This window comes from Paenibacillus sp. JZ16 (genome assembly GCF_015326965.1).
In the GTDB taxonomy this organism is placed as follows: domain Bacteria; phylum Bacillota; class Bacilli; order Paenibacillales; family Paenibacillaceae; genus Paenibacillus_AQ.
This window is the reverse complement of sequence record NZ_CP017659.1, coordinates 7,171,616-7,197,194: the sequence shown is the minus strand read 5'-3', so window position 1 is coordinate 7,197,194 and position 25,579 is coordinate 7,171,616. Positions and strand designations below refer to the sequence as shown.

23 protein-coding genes are annotated in these 25,579 nt (G+C 48.3%); 5 read left to right on the top strand and 18 right to left on the bottom strand.

The window, feature by feature from the left end:
• Window positions 1-10: 10 nt before the first annotated feature.
• Together BJP58_RS32345 and pdhA are read right to left on the bottom strand one after the other, a co-directional pair.
• On the bottom strand, window positions 11-988 hold the full coding sequence (locus tag BJP58_RS32345; protein ID WP_071218200.1) for an alpha-ketoacid dehydrogenase subunit beta: 978 nt from the start codon (window positions 986-988) through the stop codon (window positions 11-13).
• A gap of 149 nt (window positions 989-1,137) precedes the next feature.
• Entirely contained in the window at window positions 1,138-2,205 is a 1,068-nt protein-coding gene (gene pdhA / locus BJP58_RS32340) for a pyruvate dehydrogenase (acetyl-transferring) E1 component subunit alpha (RefSeq protein ID WP_113056870.1), read from the bottom strand.
• Between the two features lie 256 nt (window positions 2,206-2,461).
• On the opposite strand from pdhA, the gene BJP58_RS32335 reads away from it, so the two are divergent.
• Both BJP58_RS32335 and BJP58_RS32330 read left to right on the top strand, forming a co-directional pair.
• Window positions 2,462-3,190 (top strand): alpha/beta hydrolase, encoded by a 729-nt coding sequence (locus BJP58_RS32335; protein ID WP_071218202.1) that lies wholly within the window; start codon window positions 2,462-2,464, stop codon window positions 3,188-3,190.
• A gap of 34 nt (window positions 3,191-3,224) precedes the next feature.
• Window positions 3,225-3,503: a hypothetical protein gene (locus tag BJP58_RS32330; protein WP_194542077.1), complete on the top strand. Its 279-nt coding sequence runs from the start codon at window positions 3,225-3,227 to the stop codon at window positions 3,501-3,503.
• On the opposite strand, the gene BJP58_RS32325 is transcribed toward BJP58_RS32330, so the two are convergent.
• Together BJP58_RS32325 and BJP58_RS32320 are read right to left on the bottom strand one after the other, a co-directional pair.
• Window positions 3,498-3,962 carry a low molecular weight protein-tyrosine-phosphatase gene (locus tag BJP58_RS32325; protein ID WP_071218203.1) on the bottom strand — a complete coding sequence of 155 codons (465 nt, stop codon included), beginning with the start codon at window positions 3,960-3,962 and terminating at the stop codon, window positions 3,498-3,500. The genes BJP58_RS32330 and BJP58_RS32325 overlap by 6 nt on opposite strands.
• 80 nt (window positions 3,963-4,042) lie before the next feature.
• Window positions 4,043-4,690 carry a trimeric intracellular cation channel family protein gene (locus BJP58_RS32320; RefSeq protein ID WP_194545140.1) on the bottom strand — a complete coding sequence of 216 codons (648 nt, stop codon included), beginning with the start codon at window positions 4,688-4,690 and terminating at the stop codon, window positions 4,043-4,045.
• A gap of 136 nt (window positions 4,691-4,826) precedes the next feature.
• Here BJP58_RS32320 and BJP58_RS32315 point away from each other — a divergent pair, with 136 nt between their 5' ends.
• Together BJP58_RS32315 and BJP58_RS32310 are read left to right on the top strand one after the other, a co-directional pair.
• Window positions 4,827-5,471 (top strand): thiamine diphosphokinase, encoded by a 645-nt coding sequence (locus BJP58_RS32315; protein ID WP_194542076.1) that lies wholly within the window; start codon window positions 4,827-4,829, stop codon window positions 5,469-5,471.
• A 268-nt stretch (window positions 5,472-5,739) separates the two neighbouring features.
• Window positions 5,740-6,234, top strand: a complete 495-nt coding sequence (locus BJP58_RS32310) for a C40 family peptidase (protein ID WP_071218205.1) — start codon at window positions 5,740-5,742, stop codon at window positions 6,232-6,234.
• Between the two features lie 59 nt (window positions 6,235-6,293).
• Here BJP58_RS32310 and BJP58_RS32305 read toward each other — a convergent pair whose 3' ends face one another.
• Window positions 6,294-7,016: a response regulator transcription factor gene (locus BJP58_RS32305; RefSeq protein ID WP_194542075.1), complete on the bottom strand. Its 723-nt coding sequence runs from the start codon at window positions 7,014-7,016 to the stop codon at window positions 6,294-6,296.
• A 227-nt stretch (window positions 7,017-7,243) separates the two neighbouring features.
• Between BJP58_RS32305 and BJP58_RS32300 the strand changes: the two genes are divergently transcribed.
• A complete protein-coding gene (locus tag BJP58_RS32300; protein ID WP_194542074.1) occupies window positions 7,244-10,594 on the top strand; it encodes a discoidin domain-containing protein in 3,351 nt (1,116 codons plus the stop codon).
• A 92-nt stretch (window positions 10,595-10,686) separates the two neighbouring features.
• Here the strand turns inward: BJP58_RS32300 and BJP58_RS32295 are convergent, their stop codons facing one another.
• From BJP58_RS32295 to BJP58_RS32235, 13 genes are all read right to left on the bottom strand, one after another.
• A complete protein-coding gene (locus BJP58_RS32295; RefSeq protein ID WP_233355178.1) occupies window positions 10,687-11,760 on the bottom strand; it encodes a ThiF family adenylyltransferase in 1,074 nt (357 codons plus the stop codon).
• 182 nt (window positions 11,761-11,942) lie between these two features.
• A complete protein-coding gene (locus tag BJP58_RS32290) occupies window positions 11,943-12,752 on the bottom strand; it encodes an aminoglycoside phosphotransferase family protein (protein WP_194542072.1) in 810 nt (269 codons plus the stop codon).
• A gap of 308 nt (window positions 12,753-13,060) precedes the next feature.
• On the bottom strand, window positions 13,061-14,614 hold the full coding sequence (locus BJP58_RS32285) for an ABC-F family ATP-binding cassette domain-containing protein (RefSeq protein WP_071218209.1): 1,554 nt from the start codon (window positions 14,612-14,614) through the stop codon (window positions 13,061-13,063).
• Between the two features lie 122 nt (window positions 14,615-14,736).
• Window positions 14,737-15,732, bottom strand: a complete 996-nt coding sequence (locus BJP58_RS32280; RefSeq protein ID WP_194542071.1) for a hypothetical protein — start codon at window positions 15,730-15,732, stop codon at window positions 14,737-14,739.
• Window positions 15,719-16,273, bottom strand: coding sequence for a hypothetical protein (locus BJP58_RS32275; RefSeq protein ID WP_194542070.1), 555 nt, complete (start codon window positions 16,271-16,273; stop codon window positions 15,719-15,721). The genes BJP58_RS32280 and BJP58_RS32275 overlap by 14 nt, the downstream gene beginning before the upstream one ends.
• Before the next feature lie 5 nt (window positions 16,274-16,278).
• Window positions 16,279-16,674 carry a hypothetical protein gene (locus BJP58_RS32270; RefSeq protein WP_233354819.1) on the bottom strand — a complete coding sequence of 132 codons (396 nt, stop codon included), beginning with the start codon at window positions 16,672-16,674 and terminating at the stop codon, window positions 16,279-16,281.
• Between the two features lie 24 nt (window positions 16,675-16,698).
• Complete coding sequence (locus BJP58_RS32265) at window positions 16,699-17,157, bottom strand: ABC transporter permease (RefSeq protein ID WP_071218212.1); 459 nt, start codon at window positions 17,155-17,157, stop codon at window positions 16,699-16,701.
• 75 nt (window positions 17,158-17,232) lie between these two features.
• A complete protein-coding gene (locus tag BJP58_RS32260) occupies window positions 17,233-19,305 on the bottom strand; it encodes a hypothetical protein (RefSeq protein ID WP_194542069.1) in 2,073 nt (690 codons plus the stop codon).
• Window positions 19,295-21,205: an ATPase, T2SS/T4P/T4SS family gene (locus BJP58_RS32255; RefSeq protein WP_194545138.1), complete on the bottom strand. Its 1,911-nt coding sequence runs from the start codon at window positions 21,203-21,205 to the stop codon at window positions 19,295-19,297. Before BJP58_RS32255 ends, BJP58_RS32260 begins: the two co-directional genes overlap by 11 nt.
• Window positions 21,192-22,061, bottom strand: a complete 870-nt coding sequence (locus tag BJP58_RS32250; RefSeq protein WP_194542068.1) for a CpaE/TadZ family protein — start codon at window positions 22,059-22,061, stop codon at window positions 21,192-21,194. The genes BJP58_RS32255 and BJP58_RS32250 overlap by 14 nt, the downstream gene beginning before the upstream one ends.
• Entirely contained in the window at window positions 22,058-22,765 is a 708-nt protein-coding gene (locus BJP58_RS32245) for a hypothetical protein (protein WP_194542067.1), read from the bottom strand. Before BJP58_RS32245 ends, BJP58_RS32250 begins: the two co-directional genes overlap by 4 nt.
• A 55-nt stretch (window positions 22,766-22,820) precedes the next feature.
• Window positions 22,821-23,930: an SAF domain-containing protein gene (locus tag BJP58_RS32240; protein WP_194542066.1), complete on the bottom strand. Its 1,110-nt coding sequence runs from the start codon at window positions 23,928-23,930 to the stop codon at window positions 22,821-22,823.
• A gap of 28 nt (window positions 23,931-23,958) precedes the next feature.
• Window positions 23,959-25,425, bottom strand: a complete 1,467-nt coding sequence (locus BJP58_RS32235) for a serine/threonine protein kinase (protein WP_194542065.1) — start codon at window positions 25,423-25,425, stop codon at window positions 23,959-23,961.
• Window positions 25,426-25,579: the final 154 nt, after the last annotated feature.

Below are 25,579 nucleotides of genomic sequence, written 5' to 3'. Positions count from 1 at the left end.
ATTGCTGCTATTAGAAATTCATTACTTTATTGACGGCATCCACGATACGTGCTGGAGTAGGTAACCAAGTGTCCTCGATTTGCGCGAATGGATACACGGTATCCGGCGGAGTCACACGAAGCACTGGAGCTTCCAGGTGCAGAATCGCCTTCTCGTTGATTTGAGCGATAACTTCTGCGGCTACGCCTGCAGATTTTTGCGCTTCTTGAACCACGATGGCACGGTTGGTTTTCTTAACCGAAGCAAGCACAGTATCGATGTCGATTGGAGAGATCGTGCGCAAGTCGATGATTTCCGCTTTGATTCCGTTCTTCTCAAGTTCGTCCGCCGCTTTCGTTGCGGTATGAACCATCAAACCATATGCGATAATCGTAACGTCGGTTCCTTCGCGAACCACGTTAGCTTTACCAAGCTCAACCGTGTAATCACCTTCAGGAACTTCAGCGCGGAACGCATGATACAGGTTCAAGTGCTCCATGAAGAACACAGGGTCATTGTCGCGAATTGCTGCGATCATGAGTCCTTTTGCATCATAAGGATTGGAAGGTACTACAACTTTAATACCCGGGGTTTGCGTGATCAAACCTTCGAGTGCATCGGTGTGCAGCTCAGCCGCTTTAACCCCGCCGCCGAATGGCGTACGGAATACGATCGGGGAGTTGTAACGTCCACCGGAACGGTAACGCATACGCGCTGCTTGAACGACGATTTGGTCGAGCGCTTCAAAGATAAATCCAACGAATTGAATTTCAGCGATCGGACGGAAGCCTTGAATACCGAGACCTACCGCCAAACCGCCAATAGCGGACTCAGCCAGCGGTGTATCGAATACGCGCTCTTCCCCGAATTCTTTTTGAAGGCCTTCCGTTACCCGGAAAACACCGCCGACATTACCTACGTCTTCACCGAAGATGACAACGTTAGGGTCACGGCTCAATTCAACGCGCATGGCGTCGCGAATCGCTTCTTTCATGTTCATTTGTGCCATTGCTTCATTTCCTCCTTAAGAAATACAGTTCACTAAAAATTCCAGTGTATATATCGATGTCAAAACGTTCAAAAACCGACCTGATGCCGCCATGACAAAACCAGATGATTATCCAGGATCAAACCTTTGACAATCATCGGCCGTCATTTTTATTGGAAATCAGCTTTCTGCTCTTCCAGATGCTTCGGCGTTTGCTCGAACATGCTGTCGATCAAACCAGGTACTGTCATTTTTTCCGTTTGTTCTGCTTTTTTAATTTGCTCGTTGACTTTCGCTTTCGCTTCTTCTTTCACGCGAGCTGTATCTTCCTCTGTCCAGAGGCCTTTTGCTTCCAGGTACTTCGCAAGACGTGCGATCGGATCCTTCTCGTTCCACTCGCCCTCTTCTTCCTTCGTACGATATTTCGAAGCGTCGTCAGACAGGGAATGCGGACGGAAACGGTATGTCACAGCTTCGATAAGCGTTGCGCCTTCGCCATTGCGGCCGCGTTCTGCAGCATCACGAACGGCCTTGATCACAGCGAGGACGTCCATGCCGTCAACCTTAACACCCTTGATACCAGCTGCTACAGCTTTATGTGCGATCGACAATGCTGCAGTCTGCTTGGAGAATGGAGTCGTGATGGCATAACCGTTGTTTTGCACGAAGAAGATAACCGGCAGTTTGTACACACCTGCATAGTTCAAGCCTTCGTAGAAATCGCCTTCGGAAGAGCCGCCGTCACCGGTATACGTAATAACCACTTGTTTTTGCTTCTTCAGTTTGTAACCCATAGCGATACCCATAGCATGCAAGATTTGCGCGCCAATGATGATCTGAGGCATCAATACGTTAACACCCTCCGGAATTTGTCCGCCATGCTGATGTCCGCGGGAATAGAGGAATGCTTGATAAAGCGGAAGTCCATGCCATACGATTTGCGGCATATCACGGTAGCCCGGGCAGACAAAGTCGTCTTTCTCAAGCGCGAATTCGCTACCTACCATCGTTGCTTCTTGACCGGATACAGGAGCATAGAAACCGAGACGTCCTTGGCGGCCGAGATTTACGGCACGGTCGTCCCAAGTACGGGTAAATACCATACGGTACATAATTTCTTTCAGTTGATCGTCTGACAATTCAGGCAGAAGATCTTTGTTTACGATTTTGCCATCCGGGGAAAGTACAGATAGAGTATCGACTTCCTCGGTATATACTTCATAAGGAACCTTGGTCATTTTTTTCACCTCAATAAATATTTGAATATCAAGTTCCGCTGTTATAGAATTATTATACACCTGTTTTACTCCATTCGTCAAAGAAATACGGGATAAAATTTCACATTTCTTAACGTTTGTATGTATAACAGTTTGTGGATAATACTATAACAGTATGACAAACATCATAGAACAGCAGCCAACTTCAACATGTCAGGGTAATTTTAACTTATTGTTTACCGCATTTCAAAAACTAACCCGAAAAAGGTGACGAATGATGACGAATGAACGTTTATTGAAGCGAACCATCGTAAAAGAAGTGATTGAAAGCCAGTTTCTGCAGGAGAATCGAACGCTGCGCATCTACCTTCCTCCCGGATACAATGAAATTCTCAGCTATCCCGTCGTGTACTGTCAGGATGGAGAGGAATTCTTCAATTTTGGTCGCATCGCGACTTGGGCCAACCAGCTCATTCTCGAAGAAGGCGTGGAGCCGTTCATCATTGTAGGCGTGGAAGTGAACACCAAAGTTCGCACCGAGGAGTACGCGCCATTCGGCAACAGGTTCGACGCTTACCTATCCTGCTTCGCCGAAGAGATTATTCCCTTCGTCGAACAAAAATATCCTGTGCGCAAAGAGCCTGCCGAAAGAGTACTCGCCGGCGACTCCCTTGGCGGAAGCGTATCCGTGCATCTAGCCTTGCGTTACCCGCATCTCTTCACCCGAATCATCAGCTTGTCCGGCGCCTTCTATGAGAAGTCCCAGAATATGATCAGAGAAGAGAAAGATTTGTCCTGGCTCGACATCTATATGATTGTAGGCTTGCAAGAAGACAACTATGCAACCGATACAGGTGTCTATAACTTCGTTGAATTGAATCGTTCAACAAAGGCGTTGCTGGAAGAACGGGGTGCCACCATATCTTATCTTGAAAAAGACGGCCGTCACCTTTGGGGATTCTGGCAAAAAGAGCTCCCTGCTGCTCTTATGTACTTCCTGGATTAATCGATTGATTGGCAAAATCCGTTGGCTTATCTAAATGACCTGTTACAGCAAAGTTCATGGCCTGTCCCACTGGGGACTTTTTACGAGTTACGCTTTAAAGCTGTTGGCAAAAAAGAATACCTATGATGCAACAGGAAGCGCAAGCTATGCGCTCTTTGTTGCTTCACTTCAAAAAAAGATGAACAACCGCGCATTTTTTCTGGAATGTGCATTGTTCATCTTTTATGTTCAGCAGCCCGTTCTTCTTGGTATCGCTTTCAATTATTCTCGTCAAAAAAGCGGTAGACTCACCGCTTGTTCGAATCGATTATAGCTTTTCTTTCATGATTTTGTCCAGTAAGATGTCACACCCCGCATCAATAAGACGATACACTTCATCAAAATTTCCAGTGAAATACGGATCCGGCACCTCGCGCAGCTTTTCATCAGGGAGCAAATCCATAAACTTCAGAATCGCGGCCTGGTCGCCTCCCGCTAGCTTGCGCAAATTCGTCACATTCGAATCATCCATGCCGATAACGTAATCGAACTTGACGAGGTCCTGGCTTACCACTTTGCGGGCGACCATTCCCTCGTAGCTGATTTGCCAGCTGTCCAGCAGCTTTCGGGTTCCTTCATGGGGAACGCTTCCGATATGCCAATCTCCTGTGCCGGCAGAATCCACGCTGATCTTATCCTGCAGTCCACGCTGTTCAATTTTATGTCGCAGCACCGCTTCCGCCATCGGCGAGCGGCAGATATTGCCCAAACATACAAACAAGACGGATACCATAATCCTCTCTCCTTCACGCTATAATTCATCGTCATTTCACGAGGAAATTCTAATTCATGCATGACGTTACCTACCATCCATTAACCTGAACTGACTTTTTTTCCACTGGCTGCTGTAGGATGGCCTTCGTGCAGCGACCTTCTGGGCAGTCTCCATTTATAAAGCACGGACAGCATCCGGAATACAATCACCACTACAAACAGAGTAAGCAGCTCCCAAGTCTTGGTGGCCACGCCAAGGCCGATGGCGACCCCTGCTATCATGGCCCACACCGCATAGATCTCATCACGGAGTACCAGCGGCTTCCGCCCTGCCAATAAATCGCGGACCATTCCCCCGCCGCTTCCGGTAAGCACAGCAGCCACAATCACCGCGCTCATGGGGTGATTCATTTGCGTAGCATATAGAGCCCCTTGAATCGCAAAGGCAGATAGTCCGATCGCATCGAACAGCGCCTCCGTTTTCTTCCAGTGCTGAATCAAGCCGAGCGGCAGCACAAACGCTACAAATACTGAAATCATCGCGAGCATGATTAAATCGCCCTGTCCCCACAAGGTGGTAACCGGCACGCCGATCAGTACGTTTCTTATAATACCCCCGCCGAAGGCTGTTACTAAACCTAATACCACAACCCCCAGAATATCGTATTCCTCTTCCATAGCTACAAAAGCTCCGGACATGGCAAACGCAATGGTGCCAATGATACTGAATACGTCAAACACATGCATGTCCAAAATTCAGTTCCCCCGCTCCCCCGTCAATTTACATACTACATTGTAGCCGTGCCTATTAAAATTGTGCAAGCATGAAAACTGCTCTATACTAGAATACAATGACAATTCTCTCGAAAAAGGAGGAATTATAATGAAACATACTCGCGTCCTGATCTTTACAGGTGGGGAGTTGTCACCACGATTCCTGGATGAGGTTCAAAACGGGGACTTCATTATAGGGGCTGATCGCGGAGCCCTCTACTTGATTGAACATGGGATGAAACCCGACCTGTCCGTTGGAGATTTCGATTCCATTCCGCCAGAACAGATGGATCGAATACGCTCCAATAGCGGCAAGGTGATTGACTGTGATCCGATCGATAAAAATTTAACCGACACCGAGCTTGCCTTCGAGCTGGCACTGGAGCATTCCCCCGAATCCATCATGATTCTGGGAGCAACAGGGACACGCCTCGATCACACGCTGGCTAATATCCACATGCTGATTCGCGGACTCCAACATCATATTCCGTGTTCTATATTAGATGAGAACAATTTTATTACCCTGACAGGCTCCAGCTGCATTGTCGAGAACAAAGGGTTTACATATGTCTCCCTGCTGCCGCTGACTACGGAAGTTACCGGGATTTATCTCGAAGGATTCGAGTACCCGCTCCACGACGCCACATTGCGATTGGGGCAGTCACTAGGAGTCAGCAATAAGCTGGCTGAGGACAAAGGGACGGTCCGGATCGAAGGCGGTCTGCTCCTTATTATTCAGAGTAAGGACCGCTAATCGTTACTATTTTGTCATCTTTGATACGGTAATGTTAACAATCAAATCCATCGCTAAAAACCCTTGTTTATCAAGGGTTTTTTCTCATTCCCAACTCATCGACTGCACTCATTTCTTAATATTTTGTAACTTTTAATGATATTTTAATAATCCGCTTTCATTTCATGCGGCCCAAGGGTTTGCGCCGATTAACCAAAATATAGTCGGTTTCAAATCTGATATACTCGGTTCATCGCAAAAAACAAAACTGCTTGGAGGTAATAACAACATGAATCGACAGCATTGGATTAAGAAGGCCGTAGTAATCAGCTTGAGCGCAACTTTGGGTGTAGGGGCAGTTCTTACTGTTGCACCACCAGCTCCTGTAGAAGCAGCATCGGTAAGCACAGGAACTCGAGTCGTTAACTTCGGTAAACAATATATGGGAACACCTTATAAATTCGGAGCATCTACATCCACTACAAGAGTATTTGATTGCTCTTCCTTTATGAAGCATATCTTCAAAAAATACGGCGTGAATCTGCCTCGTACATCTGCTGCTCAATCCAAAGTGGGTAAAGCGGTATCGAAATCGAACCTGAGAGCCGGCGATTTGGTATTCTTCTCGAGCGGAAGCCGTGCAAATGGCCGAAACGTGACTCACGTTGCCGTATATATGGGTAACAACAAAATTTTGCACACCTACGGCAAGCCTGGCGTAACCATCTCCAGCCTTTCTGGCAACTGGAGCAAAACTTACCTGAAAGCTCGTCGCGTACTGTAGTAGTTTAATTACTCCATTGTTACTATGGAATTAGAATTATATCAAAGACCGTCTTCCTCTCACGGAAGGCGGTCTTTTTTGCTTGCAGCATTGATTTCTTCCTCCGATAGCAGTTTATATCCGGTTCCCCGAATCGTTCGCAGCAGCTTTTGTTTGCGTCCTCGATCGATTTTTTCTCTCAGATGAAGAATATAAACATCTACCACATTGGTGCCTGTATGGAAATCGTAATCCCACACCTGTTTTAATATATCCTCACGCGTGCATACCTGCCCCTGCCTTCTAGCCAAAAACAACAGTAGATCATATTCGCGATGAGTCAGCTCGATCGCTTCCTCTGCTCGGGATACATTCCGGCTCAGAGGATCGATCACCAGATCTCCGATTCGGATGACTTCTTCTTGTTCCATGCGACCAGTCTGAAATAGTTTCAGTAAATTGGCAATACGCGCCAACAGCTCCCTTGTATCTCTATCATTAGGGATGTAGTCATGGGCACCTGCCTCCAATGCCTGAATGGCTTCATCAGAACCGTCATTTCCGATGATGATGATCGGGATCTGTTCCCTTTTGCCCGTCAATCGCTCCACGAGATTGAATTCGCTCATACCCGGCAATCTGCTGTCGATAAGCAGCAGGTCTGCGCCTGAACGCTGCAAAACGGCGACCACTTCCGAATAATTCATGACATGTTTAACCTTATAGCCCGATTGTTCCAATATCTCCATAACGCTCTGGACCCGATCTTGATGATCTGCCGCGATCAGTATTACTTTCTCCACGGGTTCCCCCCCGCTTTCAACGCTTAATAATGTAAGTATGGCTGTTTCATCCTGCTTTCACTCCAAAAGATGCTCGGATCACGCACGTTTTCCGTAGTAATACATCTTATCTCCGAAGCGGCGCTATTTTTATAATGGGATAAAGGATTAGGAAAGGGGGATATTTTCGCCGATTAGCTCATTTAATCGAAAAGTATCGAGTGAACACTCTGGAGGAGGAAAATAACATGCGCAACAAACTCGTGGTATGGCCTCTTGTCATGGCTATGCTGATATCTATCGTATGCAGTGCCGCAGTGCCGCCAACCCCGGTTTCGGCAGCAGCCGAAACCAACCTCTCGCTTGGCAAAGCCGTAACAGCAAGCGGTCAATCCCAAACCTACGGGCCAGCTAACGTTATCGATGGCAATCAGGGTTCGTACTGGGAAAGCACCAATCATGCGTTTCCGCAGTGGATTCAAATCGATCTTGGCGCTGACACCAGCATCAACCGGGTCGTTCTTAAACTTCCTGCCACCTGGGAGTCTCGGACACAAACGCTAACCGTACAAGGCAGCTCGAACGGTTCGACATTCTCCAATTTGGCGGACTCGGCCGACTATGAATTTAGCCCCTCTACATCAGGAAACTCGGTGACCATCCGTTTTGATGAAGCGAGCACGAGATATGTTCGCCTGACCGTAACCAGCAACACGACGTGGCCGGCTGCGCAGCTGTCTGAGTTCGAGATTTATGGACCATCGGTCTCCCCGCCAACACCTCCAACGGGAAACAATATCGCCAGCGGCAAACCGATTACCGCCTCCTCAAGCACCTTTACGTACACTGCAACCCAAGCTAACGACAACGACATCCAAACCTACTGGGAAGGCGGAAGCAATCCAAGCACCCTGACGCTCGACTTGGGAACGAATCACGATATCACCTCCATCGTACTGAAGCTGAATCCTTCTCCGGCATGGAGCACGCGCACGCAAACCATACAAGTGCTCGGACATGATCAGAGCACAACAAATTTTAGCAATTTGGTATCGACGCAGTCCTATACGTTCAACCCCGCGTCCGGCAACTTTGTGACGATTCCCGTAACGGCAACCGTGAAACGTCTTCAATTAAACATAACGTCCAATACCGGCGCACCGGCCGGGCAGATTGCGGAATTCGAAGTTTACGGCACAGCCGCCCAGAATCCGGACCTGACCATTACGGATATGTCATGGACCCCATCTTCTCCGATTGAAAACGATGACATTACACTCCGTGCTACGGTTAAAAACATTGGGGCCGTGGAAGCCGGGGCTACGACGCTCAATTATTACTTAAATGCGGATAAAGCAGGCTCCTCCCCGGTAGCTCCGCTCGCGGCAGGTGCTTCCACCACGGTAACTCTACAAGTCGGTACCAAGGCCGCTGGATCCTATTCCGTCAATGCCAAGGTTGATGAGGATAATGAAATCATGGAACAGAATGATGAAAATAACAGCTATTCGCATGCGTCCCCGCTCGTCATCGGTGCCGTTGAAAGTTCCGATTTGGTAGGAACTGTACAATGGACACCCGCCACTCCAGTCGCAGGGAACGCAGTAGCCTTTACCGTTAATCTTAAGAACCAGGGCAACAAAGCCACGGCAAGCGGATCCCATGCGATATCCGTCGCTCTGAAAAATCCGGCCGGTTCAACGATTCAAACCTTAACCGGAAGTTATGATGGCGCCCTCGCTGCAGGTTCCTCTGCTCCTATCCATATTCCGGGCACATGGACAGCGGCAAATGGCAGCTATACAGTAACAACAACCGTGGCACCCGACACAAACGAAGTACCCCTCAAACGGGAGAACAACGTCAGCCAGGCGAATCTCACGGTATATTCCGCTCGCGGTGCCAGTATGCCATATACCCGATACGATACGGATGATGCATTACGCGGCGGCGGAGCTCAGCTGAAGACGGCACCGACATTCGATCAAGCGCTCACAGCATCGGAAGCATCCGGGCAGCGTTATGTCGCGCTTCCTTCCAACGGGTCCAATCTGGAGTGGACGGTTCGACCAGGTGAGGGCGGAGCCGGCGTCACTATGCGCTATACGATGCCGGACTCATCAAACGGCATGGGATTAACCGGCTCGCTCGACGTTTATGTAAATGGTGCGAAGAAAAAAACCGTTCCATTAACTTCTTACTACAGCTGGCAGTATTTTTCCAGCGATCATCCTGCAGACGCCCCAGGTGGAGGACGCCCGCTCTTCCGGTTCGATGAAGTACACTGGAAGATGGATACGCCGCTCCAGCCGGGTGACCAAATCCGTATTCAGAAATCCAATGCGGATAACCTGGAATATGGCGTTGATTTTATCGAAATCGAGCCGGTCCCCGCGGCAATCGCCCGCCCGGCTAACTCGGTATCCGTAACGGATTTCGGTGCAACGCCGAACGACGGCCAAGATGACCTATCGGCGTTTGAAGATGCTGTGCAGGCTGCCGCTTCAACCGGCAAAACCTTATACATTCCTGAGGGGACATTCCATCTGGGCAACATGTGGAAGATCGGCTCGGTTGGGAATATGATTGATGACATCAAGATCATAGGGGCAGGCATTTGGCATACAAACATTCAATTTACCAACCCGAATGCCGCTTCTGGCGGGATATCGCTTCGGATCGCGGGTCAGCTTGATTTCAGCCATATCTACCTCAACTCAAATCTGCGTTCACGTTATAATCAAAACGCAGTCTACAAGGGATTTATGGATAACTTCGGCACTAACTCCAAAATCCACAATGTGTGGGTTGAACATTTTGAGTGTGGGTTCTGGGTAGGCGATTATGCGCATACCCCAGCCATCATCGCGGAGGGGCTGATCATTGAAAACAGCCGGATCCGCAATAATCTTGCCGACGGTGTTAATTTTGCCCAAGGAACCAGCCATTCAACTGTACGTAACAGCAGCATTCGTAATAACGGAGACGATGGTCTCGCCGTATGGACGAGTAACGTGAATGGCGCGCCTGCGGGCGTTAACAACAACTTCTCTTATAACACCATCGAAAATAATTGGCGTGCGGCAGCTATCGCATTCTTTGGGGGAAGCGGTCATAAGGCTACTCACAACCTGATTGTTGACACCGTAGGCGGTTCCGGTATTCGAATGAATACCGTGTTCCCGGGTTACCATTTCCAGAACAATACCGGCATTCTGTTCTCCGATACCACGATCATTGGGAGTGGAACCAGTAAAGACCTGTACGATGGGGAGCGCGGCGCCATCGATCTGGAAGCGTCAAATGATGCGATCCGCAATGTCACGTTTACCAACATCGATATCCTGAACACCCAGCGCAGTGCCGTTCAGCTTGGTTATGGCGGCGGTTTTCAGAACATCGTATTTAACAACATCCATATTGACGGTACGGGGCTTGACGGGGTCACATCCTCCAGATTCTCGAATCCTCATCCAGGTGCGGCAATTTACACCTATACGGGCAATGGGTCGGCAACATTTAACAATCTGACAACGAAAAATATCGCTCATCCTGATTTGTTTTTCATTCAGAACGGTTTTCAATTAATCGTGCAATAACCCGGCTTAAACATCACAAAAAGGAGGAGTCCATTGCGACTCCTCCTTTTGATATTGATGGATTAGATAAGTAACGTTGGGTTAGTTTCAGATTAACCACCAACATATTGATTATACAACGACCTGGCCTTGGCGATATCCGATGTGCCATGCACCAGGGTTCTGCCGTCCCGGAATATAACCAAACGATGTGGATTCACCTGATAGATGATCATATACGGCGTTACGGTTGCTTTTCCTTGATGAAGCTTGTTCAACCGCTCAGCCATTTCGTCCAATTGAAGCTGCAGGGGTCTGGCTGGCCTGATCTGCACCGTATCCCTGCCGCACAACACTTCGCTTTTATCCGCGTGTTCAGCCGTCAAGTAAGGATATTTCGGATGCTCCCCGCATGTGGGACAGTCCGATTTTTTCGCTCGGTCTACGCCAAACTCCACCCGTTCATTACGCCACAAATCGAAGGACAGCATCTTTTTTCTAAGAACATGTCGATGCCCCGATAAAAGCTTCATCGCTTCCATCGTTTGATGAGCAGCGACCATCTGTACCGCTTGCGGAAGAATTCCGTTAATGTCGCAGGTGTCGCCGCCCAAGGGAATCGTCCCAAGCAGACAGTTCAAGCATGGCGTCTCTCCCGGTAAAAATGTGTAACTCATGCCTGAACATCCGACGCAGCCTCCGTAAATCCACGGGATTCCATACTTAAATCCGATGTCGTTCAGGATCAGCCGGGTTCCGAAATTATCGGTAGCGTCCATCATCAAATCAACGCCTTGACTGAGTACTGCCAGTTCCTGCGCACGTACATCCATAACGATACCGTCCACGATAACGTCTGAATTAATCGCAGATAAGCGCTTAGCCGCTGCTACGGCCTTCGGCAATCGATCGATCGCGTCCTGTTCGGTAAACAACTGCTGACGCTGCAGATTGCTCCATTCCACGTAATCCCGATCCACGATGGTTACATGCCCGACACCTGCGCGAACCAAAGTTTCCGTTACGGCGCTTCCCAGCGCCCCGGCACCAAGAACGAGCACATGGCTCTTTCGGAGGCGAAGCTGACCTTCTTTTCCAAATGGGGTAAACCGCTCTTGTCTAGAATATCGATCCTCTCGTTCCATAGGAACTGTGACACCGCGGTCCGTGGACTCCGAGGCTGCCATGAAGTGAGGCAACGTACGATTTACTTCCTCCCTGTTATCGTTTAAACGAGACATGAATTATCCTCCGATCAATATCTGCAAATCTTCTACGAATAAGAGAAGACTTCACGAAGTTTTTAAATGACAACCTATGATTAGAAATACCCATCCCCCGAAGAGGATGGGCTGTTTACTATTTCAGCCTAAAACAACCTTGTATTCAGCGCCTTCTCTAGGACACCGCGATGACGCATAATCCAGGCTGCACTCCGCGCCCTCCAGGCCAATCCCCACAGAGGGCCTTCCGATTCCGGCGTGACCTGCAGCTCAATCGCTTCCTCTGCCGTTTCCCGAACGACCACCTCAACGATCATATCAAACAGGGCCGTTCGAAGGGACGGATCGACGCCATAGGCGTCAACCATTAAACGGAGCTGCCTTGCACGGGCATTAGCATCCGGCAAACCGACTCTTTCCGCAACATCATCATCGTGCAGCTGCGGAAAGAGCCAGCACACACGGGCTAATTCGACGAGCGGATGTACAGGTCCGGCGTATTCCCAGTCAATTAATGCAATTGGCATCCCATCACGGGTAACCATATTCCAAGGTGCAATATCACCATGGCTGTATACAAGTCCGCTGTCACCCAGCTCACGCAGGAACCACGGCTTCCAGACACTCCCGGGCTGCGATTTAAATGTAGCCGAAGCGTCATGAAGTTTACGCAATAATTGTCCTACTTCGATGATGCCTTCGTCGCTCCAGGGCCCGGGATGAACAAATTCGCCTTCGATGTAACTTAACATCTCTTGGCCTTTCTCATTACATCCAGAGCCTATAATTTCCGGAATCGATGTAAACCCTGTTTGCCTCAGATGCCGCAACAATGAGTGTATAGCCGGCGTCCAAGGTCCTGATGGGCGGTACACAATCTGGCCCTGCCGTACAACCGACTTTTCAGGAGAAAGCACGACGTCCTCTCCCTGACTGGAGTTATGTTCTGAATTCATTTTAAATACGTCTCCCCTTCAGAAGGGAATTACACGGGTTAACGGGGCTATGGATGCGAATCCCCTTCATATAATAATGCCCCGATGGATAAGTCCATGTCTTCCATCAACATCTCCTCCGTTCATTTCAGGTTGTTTCTAGCATATCACAAATAAACCATAAACCGAATGTCCATCTTACCGGATATACCAAAGGAGGACAGGCAGCAATCTGCCCATCCTCCTTATAAAAATACTAATACATTCATTCTAATCAAAGTTTTCATTTCATATATCCTGCTGAGGGCAGGGTGGGGATTCTGATTGAATCAGGAATTCTGGTTGGACCAATCTTCGACGTTCCAGATCTTGGTCACCCAATCCTCATAAAACTCAGGTTCGTGGGAAACCAGCAGAATCGTGCCTTTATATTCTTTCAAAGCACGTCTTAGTTCCTCCTTAGCCACAACGTCAAGGTGATTCGTCGGTTCGTCAAACAGAATCCAGTTGCTTTCGCGCATCAGAAGCTTACACAGACGGACCTTGGCTTGCTCTCCGCCGCTAAGTGCCTTCATCGGACGGGTAATATGCTCGTTTTTGAGCCCGCAGCGAGCAAGCGCTGCACGAACCTCGTGCTGGTTCAAATGGGAAAATTCGTTCCACACATCATCAATCGGCGTAATATTCCCTGGACGTACTTCCTGCTCAAAATAAGCAGGCACCAAAAAATCCCCTTGATAGGTCTTCCCCGAGAGCGCTGGAATTTTGCCAAGTATGGTCTTCAGCAGCGTTGATTTACCTACGCCATTACAGCCTACAATAGCAATTTTCTCTCCACGCTCGATCAGGATATTCATTTTGGGGAGCAATGGCCGATCGTATCCGATCTCAAAGTCGATTCCCTCAAATACCGTTTTACCGCTGGCACGGGCTTCCTTGAAGTTAAACACAGGTTTAGCCGCTTCCTCCGGACGGTCAATCCGCTCCATACGATCCAGCTGCTTCTCCCGGCTCTTCGCCCGGCCAGAGGTGGAATAACGAGCCTTGTTCCGCTGAATGAAGTCTTCCTGTTTCTTGATGAACTCCTGCTGTTTCTCGTAAGCATCAATATGCTGGTTCTTATTGATATCAGCCATTTCCAGGAACTTCTCGTAGTTCGCTGTATAGCGAGTTAATTTCGCAAATTCCAGATGATAGATCACATCCACCACCTGGTTCATAAACTCCGTATCATGGGATATCAGAATGAAAGCATATGGGTACTGCTTCAAATATTGAGTGAGCCAATCAATATGCTCAACATCCAGATAATTGGTAGGCTCGTCCAGCAGCAGTACATTCGGCTTCTCCAGAAGAAGCTTCGCAAGCAGTACTTTGGTACGCTGTCCCCCGCTTAAAGTTGCGACATCGCGATCCAGGCCAATGACGGATAACCCAAGACCATTCGCCATCTCCTCAACCTTTACGTCCAGCATGTAGAAATCCCCGATATCCAGCTGCTCCTGAATTTCACCCATTTGCTCGAGCAGCAGCTCCAACTCTTCAGGAGAAGCATCACTCATCTTATTGGTGATCTCCATCATTTCTTTTTCCAGCTCCAGTAGAGGCAGGAAGGCATCCTTTAACACATCGCGAACCGTTTTGCCAGGTGTCAGCTTGGTGTGCTGGTCCAGGTATCCGTACCGGATCTTCGGTGTCCATTCCACCTTGCCGCTGTCTTTTAACAGCTGCCCGGTCAAAATATTCATTAGTGTTGATTTGCCTACGCCGTTTGCTCCAACCAAACCAACATGTTCGCCTGCCAGCAAACGAAAGGATACATTCTTAAATAGAGTACGTTCCCCGAAATTATGTGATACGTTCTCTACAGTCAATAAACTCATGGCTATAGTAACTCCTGTCTGTATAAAATGAACTTATTTCATGTTAATTTAGCGAAATATACACAGTCAAGAGTTTATTGTATCACATCATGGAGTCCGGCAGAAACCATAACTTTCAGGGATTAGAGGACACCGGGATTAGAACAGCTTTTCTCCTGATATCCTGCTGCCGCTGCGTCTTTGGCACTCGGGAACACTTCTTCCACGCGATAGTTGAATTGACAGACATCACGGTAATAATATTTGAACCCCCTACTATCCACCCCTCCAAAATAAACAGGAGCTTTAACAAGTCTGCCTCCTCCAAGGGCATAGTTATTATAATACTGATCGCCCATGGGGACGCCTTGAATGAACGCCATCATACCGATGTCATCCATCGTATTCACCCACTCTTCCTGGGATATCAACGGAAGCGCGAACGTATAGGTTACTCCGTTTCGGAGCGCCACTTGGTTGTGCCGCTGTATGTAATAAGCAAGATGATCTTGAACGCAATTCACAATCGTGATCCGTCTGACTTGTTCAAACCTGTCCTTGTCTTCCAGCAAAGCTATACCCGTCCTGCCGCTCAGATCCTCCCGATAGCCGGAGTGCCAGATGGAAGATCCTCCGCCTGATTCATATACCTGAACGAAGGAATCCAATGTAAACTGGATGCTGTTGGCCCTGCCATCATTCCAGGCATAAGGGATTTTGGGTGTCCATCTATGCTCCATGAGCTCCTCCCCATACGCGTTGGTGAAGGTTTGTGAAACATACATATAAAACCCGTCATAATCCAGAACAACGATAGCAGGAATATACCACCACAGAGCAGACTGAGCAGCCGGATCATCCGCGATCCCCATATTGATGTACAGCGTCCGGGAAAAGGACTCCAGCGCTCGTTCTTTATCCGCACGCATAAATTTTATAGAATCATATGCCGACTCTTTGTCCTGGGTCTCATTATCGTTCAGCATCATCCCGCCGTCTTGAACGGCTGTACGCAGAGCAGCCGAATATTTCATTTCTACGTACCGGACATCCTCTAAACTCTCGGCACGCATGCCCAGAATTATAAACATGGGGAAAAACACGGCGGTAAATACGATGGCAAGATCAGTAATCTTCATTCAGTACCAAACCTCCGTATGGAAATGCGATTGCTGCTTTGCCACCAGAATTTGATCCGGTCAACGCATCGAACATGATCAATCCGGGTGTTCGATTCAGAGTACTGACACTTACCTGAAAGTGATCTCCAGCCGTTAGACGGTATCGGCGTCTGTCATCCTGTTTATCGACATTCGACTCCGGGAATAGATAACCCATAACATCTTCCTGATAATAAGCATCATATACGACGGAATAGCGGTTCAAGAATGTTCCAGGATCTGAAGGATCGGCATATTCCGGGTGGTATTTCTTATGATGATGTTCCATTTCCACATTGTAAATGTTCCCGGTGGCTGCCAGCTCTTGCAGGAAGTCATTGTACATGATCGGAGTAATATACCCCTTCGTACGAACACTGTCCACGAATTTGGTAACGGATTGATAAACAACGAGTCGTGACAGATCATCCTGTCTTCTGGCCATCTCGCCTGCGGGAACCAAGTACAGCAGAAGAAGAGCTAGAAAGGCAGCAAACCATTTCGAAACCGAGTTTGACATTGTTGTTACCTCACTTTTACAAACTGGATGCTCTCCACTTCTCCATCGATCCTCCGAACGTACTCCGCATCATAATGGGCTTCCATATCTATGATCGAAAGATCCAGTTCCTCCGGATTACTGCCTGATTGGAACAGCACGCCATCCACATACATATTGAAGCCGCCAGCTTGAACCTCTCGCAGCGTGAATACGACTTCGCTTCCCTTATAAATGAGCTTTCTGTTCTCGTTCGTCATCTCTACGGTGATCACACCCGCATGCTGCTCCTGAGTCATTCTGCCTACGGCTGATATACCGCCATCCACCATCGTCTGAATATGGAAGGCATACAGGGCTGCGCCAAGAAATAATGCCACTGCTGCTGCCAATTCAAGTGCGCTTATCGTTTGTCCACGCAAGGCAAGTCACCTTTCCATTCATAACTATTGATCGAATTTAATGCCTCTGATTACGTTAGAATCATCCTTAACGATGGTCGCCTTAAATTTGCCGCTTGGATTGACGTACTCTGGGCTTTTCTCATCCATGACGAGTTCGATATTCCCTTGTCTTGAATCCGGATTGAGAATCGAACCGTCCTTCTCCAACACATTGCCGTACCATTGCCCTGCTTTATTTTTCCCTGTTGCTATGAAAACTCCAAATTGATCCTTATCCTTGTATTTACGCAGTGCGTTTGTCACCTGAGAACCGCTGATGGTTGTTCCGTCATACACGGTAAATGCTGCCTGGGACAACTCTGTCTGAATATCTGAAAAATTGTTTTGAGCGGTTTTGGTTGCCTCCTGCGCCGAAATAAACAAAATAACAACAATGGTAATCAGTGCTATGGTCAGAAATATGCCTGCTGCAACCTTTAAAGCGGATGATGCATTATTCATTGAAATCTCCCTCATTCTTTCAATTATTTTTTGATCCTGTCGATCATGATTCCGGTTGAGCCAATCCACGTATCGTTATAATCGTTGAATTTGCTCATAATACGTTTCCATCTGGGAGAAACTCATGCCGATAAGCGGGATAACAAGATACATAAAGATCAACGCATACATCGGAGTAAAACCGATCATTCGCCCCCATGCGGCCTTCGTATCGATCATCGCTTCGTACTCCTGCTTGCGTCGCTCGAAACTGTATATCATTTCTCCATCGAGGTCATCAAAAACATCCTTGATCGGTACTTTATCTACCGCAAGCAGCAGCTTGTCCACCAGCCGCTGAAATTCAGGAAACCAGACGTCTTCCTTCAGCTCCAGCAATGCCAGCTGGGCGCCATGTTCGTAATGAAGCAAGCTTTTTTGAATGGGAATCTTAAAAATAACAGCAAACCGATTAAGCCATTCCAATATGGCCTCAACCGAGATGCGCTCCATTCCGCGCAGTATGGATATGACCGTTTGAAATTGATAAATTTCATGCCTCATTTCCATATTGCGTACTTTCCGGTGAAAATGCAGCAGCCATAATGGCGCCGCATATGCAGCCACACCTGCCAGAAAGGATAGCAGCAGCTCCCACCATTTCAAATACTCGCTGTCATAGCGCTGCAGTTTAGTCATAATTCGATCGGTTATGATCTCAACTTGTTCCTTGGTCAATGAAGTAGGATCTGTCTCACTAATCATCTGCTTGACCTGATCATCGGTCACTTCCGGCGACATATGCAATTGTTCCATTAGCAGCCGATCGCGCTCAACCGTTTCCTCTGCCTGCCGACGCTCGATCTCATTCATCTGGCCGAACAGGGAATGATTCAAAGAAACGGGGACATACAGCAGATGATGTTTAGCCTGCACATGCAGACCTGTAGCCAGCGATAGCGACAGGAAGAAAGCCAGGCAGAAGAACGTCACCCTTCTGATATAGAGCCATTCGAACTTGATTCTCGCGTTGCTTTCCTTTAGTAAGCGTACCTGCCTGTCATATTTCACCGTACCGGGTGTCGGAGCCATTACCTTCACAAGCCAACGCATAACAGCAATCCGGTACATTCTTTCTTCCAGGGTCATCTTCTGAACCTCTGCGCGGTAATCCGTTTCCCGATTTTGCTGGAGCTTCTGAAGCAAGATGTAAGAGATTAGAATGATGATATAAATCGATATCTTGGTCATAAACCCGAGCTTGCTCATATAAAACTCATCCATCGACGGAAAACTGCTCCTGGCCCAGCGTTCAATCGGTTTGGTGAAAAAGACCGGAGCCAACGCAATCACATTCAAGCCCTTCATTAAATAATCCAGCTTGTCTCTGCGCAATATTTCCAATTGGATCTCCTTGGTCAACCCGCTTAGGCCATGCAGATAGATAGAGCCTTGTTTTCTCGCATGATCACCAAACTCCATGACAAGATGTGAAATACCCGCAAACGCTTTAAGATATCGGTTCGGCGCTACCTCATAATACCTCTCCAACTCGTCATCAGCATCGTTGGATACCAAGGCATTATAGATCCGATGAGCATGCATAGAAATTTCATGCCCTGAAGTCTCCGCTCCCTCGTACAAAGCTTCCTCTACCATTCCATGCTGCTGATAGTGATGGCGGACGGAGGAGAACAAATCAACCGATTGGACAAGTATTTTTCGTTCCAGTCGGTTAATGAACATCTCAACAAGCATATTGTTAATAACCGCTGCTGCAAGAATAACAATGACAATAAACCCCAGGTCCGGATGACTCCATATAAGGAGCATGGCGGTTAACCCGATCGTACCGGTAATCGCGAAGGCTAATCTCACGGTTTCAAACCGGAGTGATATTTCGTCATAGGGATGCATGATCGCGATCCGCTGTCTGATCCGTTTAAGATAGGCTTCGATTATAGGAAGCTTCATTCCATACCTATAGGCCAATTGAAACCATTGCCGGTACATCCCGCGCAATGACCTTACCTCGCCCGCATCAACCTCTACGACAGCTACCTCACCATACCCTCGTCTTCTGTTCATCCACGACACGATACCGAATGTGATGGAAAATAGTGCCAAAGATATGATTAAAATCAGAATTAATACCTCTTTAGAGGACACTTTGTTCCCCCCAACCCGAAGCCAGAAACACTCTGAATTCTTCGGCATCTTCCGGATGCATATGCTCCGTCATTTCGCGAACACTGCTTTCGGATAACTTGGCGGCAGCGATATAGCTACCGTCCCGGTATTCAATCACATTACGAGATACGAAATAACTTACTTCGTTCAATCTCCGCATATGTTCTGTACTTAACTGAAAATATTCCTCCATACTGTTCTTCCAGCGCTTTTCTGAAGTTCCCTCGAATGGTGGCAGGGATCCCTTCTCAACCGGGATGCACTCTGTAATACGTTCTATGTAGCGGTTACCGTAAGCGTCTCTTCTTAGATGAATGTCAAAGTTGATCACGCTGACCACCTGCTGCTCTGCAATATGCTCTTGCCTGAAAACGCCGCTCTTGAGCAAGGAGTTGCGCAAGGATTGTACAAGGTCTTTGAATGTCTTGGCATGATGGGTAAACACGGTAAACAAACTTGCCACTTGAGACATCTGTATCATCCATGACGCTACCTCGTCACTGGCAACCTCACCAAGAATATTAACGGTACCGTCCGTCTTCTTCTGCAGATCCAGACCGGCCTGCCCACTAATATGCTCGGTTTCCCTGAAGCTGAGAATATTTCTGCGGCTATAGATTTTCCTTAAATGCAGCTCAAAGGCCATCTCTTGCACCCGAAGGGTATAGGAGGCATAAATATGACCCACCATCGCCATGAGCAGCGTTGTTTTTCCGGAACCCTGCGCACCGGTGATTGCCGTAATCCGGCTGCCTTTCATTAAATACCTCAACAAACCGATTACCAATTCCGAACCGTTTCCCGTAATTAACTGATCAAGCGAAGCCTTGGGCAGATCAAACTTGCGGACAAAGAACGCCCAGGACTCGGCAAACGGGGGCCGAACCACAACGACCCTGGAGCCATCTTTCATCTCATTCACTTTATAACCGCTGGCTTCTGAAAGCTGCCCGGGATGATTGTATTTGTATATGTTTTGACATACTCTCTTCAGTTCCAGCATCGAACCAAACGATAAAAAAGCTAGATGCAGCGACACCCCTCGATAAAAAATCCAGACACTCTCGCAGCCTGTTGCTGGTGATTCGATATTTGAAAAGCCAAGCCCCAAAAACTCATCCTGGTCGTGAAAGATATCCTGTCCGCTGTCACGGTTGACAGAAATGCCACTTACCCCGCCACTGATCCCGTCGATCCGTTGATCCCTGATTTCATCCACGACGGAAAAGCCTTTGTACTGCTGATAAATGCGCTGAACGACGATATCAAGCTTCTCCGGAAACAAGAGCGGTCGCTGCTCTGACTCATAGATATACGCAATATCCTCTGCGGTTACCGCATATACGCTGCCCTCTCCATAACCGGGAATCACGCGAGGCCCTGCAAGATCATACGTCTCAAGAAGTACGGATAAAGCATTCTCTCCGTGCCTCTGCTTATACAGGTATAAGATGATCTCGAATTGATCCTGGGCTGTTAACTCGGTCAGGTTTTCGAATGGAATGGCCGCATGAATGTTGGACTCGTTCAAACCCAGATCTCTGACCAGCAGCTGCTTTAAAAAATCCTTTACATAAGCTTTATCCAGCACATCTCCGGATACGCAGCCCTTGAGGGCACTTCTCAATTCACTTCGCTTGTTCAGCCTTCGGCGATACTCCTCTTCATGCAGCCCTAAATCAGACAACTGGCTGTGCGTCAGCTGATGGAGGCTTTCTTTAACAAACGCAGTCATGGCTTCAAGAGAATAAGGGTCGGACCCCCGCGAAATAGCAGCGGTCGGTTTTCGGGTATCCAAATAACGCAGATATACAAACAGCAGTACAAACAAAATAATGATGATGATCCATATCGTATTAAAGGAATTACCCAAGAGCATGCTGGCCTCCCGCTTTCGAACCGCCGGAAGGAAGACCAAGATGTTCAGCCGCGGCATCCGCCAAGTTACAAACGGCAACATACAGTGAGCTCATCCGTTTCAGGTCAGCGCCTCTCCGACTTCGCTGCATATAAGGCATAACGGAGCGCATATTCCATGCATCCGTCATGCCGGAACAATATGGAACACCAAGCACCGTCGTTTTGATGCCAAAGCGGCGCTTGATATTTTGCAGTGTACAATGGCTCTCCCGGTCATATTTGCCGACGATATATAGGCTTGCCTTGTCCTTCAGTTCAGGGGGTAGCCCCTCCTGTTCAAGCTTATTCTCCAGTACATGCAAATTTTGATTCAAACCAACCACGATGAAGTCGGCAGCTTGAAGTATCGCGCGATCTACCGCTCCCGGATCTCCATTACCTGCATCGGCCACCGTGACGTCGTAACTTCGCTTGGAGAACTCCATAACTCTGGTCATAAGTTCCGCCTGTTTTCTGTCCTCCGCACTGCTTGTGGTCTGTATATCATCGGCGGACATTAGTTTCGGTCCACATAAAAGATCTAGCCGATCAGACAGGAGCGGCAAAGTATAATTGCGTACATTCTCCGGGTTCAGCCTCCCGCTTGTACAAAGTCTTTCCAAGGCATCCATTCCGGTATCTTGAAATGCTGTCATAAAATCAAATGATTCCTGCTTAAAGGAAAAAGCTTGTTCCACTCGCTCCCCTGCATGTCCACCATGGGCGAGCAGCACTTTGACCTGATATTCAAACGCCAATACGATAGGTAAACTCGAGGCCAGCATCGTACTGCCGCTGCCGCTTTTCAAGGGACTCCATACAGCAATCAGACTCATGCATGCCTCCTTCCTGCTTGCCGAAGTGCCCGGCGAATATGCCGCTGCTCCATTTCCGTTAACAGGCGGAGAAGTTCGGTAAGCGATCGTTTATACTGTCTGGATAATGGCTTGATACCCAGTCTTCCTGCATGTTCATTTTTTATTTTCAAGGCGAAGAACAATTCATCCCACGGCATTTTCACGGGAGGACCCAGCCACTGAATCCGGCTGTCTTCCAGATAACCTTCTATATAGGACTCATCCATCAAATCTTCAATGACCTGAACATATACCCGATGGAAAGGAGGGAGCGGATCATCTGTTCTTGCGGCTCTTAGTTCATCAAGCAAAGCCGTACTCTTGCGCAGTCCGGTTACCTCGAACCCGCTAACCCAAACATGGGCATCTGCTGTATCCCACTGCATCTTGTCCAGGAATTCCGACTTCTCCACGTCCATGACGATATAGTCGTACTTCTTCTCGTCTGCTTCTTCCAGATAGTCCATGAGCGAAGTATAATTCTCAAATCCGGTTGCCACGTCGAATCCGGCAAACTCCATAACCGGCAACTTCGGGTGCATCACGCCTATGCAATGTTTGTACTTCGCATCCATCGCACCATCCACGAGCAGTACCCTATTGTCTCCATTGGCTAATATTTTGCACATATAGAGGAGCATGTCGCTCTTATCACAGATACCTGTAAATATCCACGTCTTCACTTTGATTACACTCCTTCAATTGCTCATCTGTTCTTAGGGCTTAGCTTTGTCTTTACTAAGGACTTGAGAATATCAACTCCGCTTCTTCTGATTCCTTATCACTGCCCGCCTCGGCTTCTGGCGGTCCGGATGATCCCAGAATCTGCTCCGCTTCTGAATCCCGCTCTTCACGGAGCGGAGTCTCTGTATTTGCCTCGTCGTCAAGACGGATGTCAGCAGTATTCCGTTTTGTATCCGTTGAAGATTTCGTTTGGGAGCTTAAATTGGACGCAGGACTCCAGGAGTCTGGACTTCTTGCCCCACTAGCGAAGATGGAGTTGTGATGCATGTCGGATACCTGTGCCTGCTGATTCGGCTGAAGCTTGCTTAAATCCTCTTCCAGCGTGTTTCGCAGCGTAACTTCGAAAAACTTCTCGGCTTTCTTCACAATATTCGGGTTGCTTGCAATCAGCTTCGTTACTTCAGCGTTCGGAGGATAATTAGGTATTGCTCTCTCTTGAAGTTCCGGCTCTACATAGGTGAGTGCATAGAGCGTGGCATTATGCAGATAAGCATCCACCAAAGCGCTGGAAAGCAATAAAATCTCCCGTTCGCTTAACGTTGTCCAAAACGCCGGATTTTGAAGCCTGTCGATCTTCTTCTTGGATAAAATGATGTAATCCTGTCCGCTTGGAAACTGAACCCTTACATCGATCACGTCCCCTTGGCGTAAATTGCTTGGCAGATATACGGACTTCATCTCCCGATGACGAAGATCGGACGGTGTCGGCTCTTCTTCAAAGAGCATCGAGCGGGTAATCGGTGTTCCCTGCAGCAGCTCGATCTTGGCCCCCTTCCCGGCAATCTCTTCCTTGACCGAGAACAGATTGCCGGAAGAACCGTCATCAGGCAAACGCACTTCCTTAATATCCTTTGCATCGATGAAATGACCAGGCGGAATATCTTTTAACGGGACCCATGCAACCTTCATTGAATTGAGCTGCTGAAGCTGCGTCTCTTCAAGCTCCTTGATTCGCTGCTCGTATTTAGTACGCTCTATACTCTGCTGCTCTTTATAGCCGTGCACATAATACAACATTGCGCCGGCACATACGGCACCTGTTACGGCTGCGCCGGCTAAGCCAGCAAATATCAGTTTGCGGCTGCGCCTCCTGATAATTGGCATTGCTTCATCTCCTTCAGTTCATATGCAGTTAATTCTTTAGAAACCTGAATCTTCGCTTCCTTTCTGCCCGCGGCAGGTAATCCAGAAATAACTGTGCAAATGCCTCCCGGCTGCTGTCAGGCAATTCAAACGGGTCCAATTGCAGGGGCAAGGAATGAACTCTATTCGTTCCTAGCGTTCTTCTCATCTCTTGAATCGTTTCTTCCCCAGCAAGTGGCAGTGCGTAGATCCTGGCCGGCTGAGGATGTCTTGACAGCATCCGGGCCAGCGTTACCACATCATGCTGTCGCCACTCCGCTCCTGATCCGATAACGATAGGGAGATCGGCCCGAAGAAACTCCTCGAGCCGTTCGCTGTCCCGGTATGCTCCCAAATCCAACACCACCGCATCGTAACTGCCCCCGAGCAGCGAAATAACTTCCGTTCTGGCTGTTTGCCGCCAAAAGTGAATCCCGTTGATTTCGAACTTTCGGATAGACCCCAGCTTCCCGCCCTCGGCAATTTCCTGAATCCGGGTAAAGGCGGTAGATTTTGCGCTCATTTCTACGATCGCTACCTTCCCGTACCTTGAAGCCAAGTAATGCCCGAATGCGATACAGCTATGGGTTGTTCCTGCACCGGATGATGCCCCCAATACGGCTGTCACAAGCGTCCCGGCTAGCGTGTTGGACTGAGCACTTGATATATTCGCAGTGATCGGCTGATGCCGACTGAGCGCTGAACGAACTTCTGCCGCGGATTGATATCGATGCTCCGGAGCATATTGCAGCAGCTTTCGAATAACGGGTACAAGTTCTCTTGGCAAATCGCCACGGATATGTCGCTCCACGCCCGTTATCCATTCACTGAATTTACCGCCGGTTGAGAGATAAAGCAGAAGCGCTCCAAGCCCATACAGGTCCGATCTCGCATCGCTTTGCCTACCTCCGTATTGCTCCGGCGCCGCAAATCCAACCGTGCCCAGCTTGACGGTATCCTCCCCACTCTCTTGTTTATAGCTTCTGGCGATTCCAAAATCGATGAGTCGAACCTCCAGCTGATCGGTCAGCATAATGTTTGATGGCTTTAAATCCCGGAATACAACCTGAGGTTCGTGATTATGGAGATACTCCAGAACATCCAGCAGTTGCTCCGTCAGTTCCATGATGAAGTCCGGATTCACATTCCCTCGATATCCCCGAAAGTACTTCTCCAATGTCATGCCCTGAATATAATCCATAACTAAATAGGTGTAGCCGGTAGCCTGTGCATGAAAAAAATCGACAATGCGCGGCAGACGCGGGTGACTGAGTTTAATCAGAAGTTGTGCCTCGTCCTGAACGGTGCGCTGCATACCGGGTTCAGACAAACTCTCCTTCACTGCCCATTTCTTCCCGGGCAGCTTCAGATCCTCGGCCAGATATACACAACTCATGCCCCCTTCACCGATCACGCGGTCAATCACGTAACGCTCGCCCAACACTTCCCCATGTACTAATCTGCAAGGCTGATTCATTTCAACGCCCTCTCCCCTGACTTACAAACACAACAAAAAAAGGAAAGCACTCCGCCACATCACTGAATCGTGATGAATAGCGGGATGCTTTCCCTATCGTTGTCGTTGGTTAATTTTGGAATCATTATAGAACAAGATACATTGACTTGTAAAG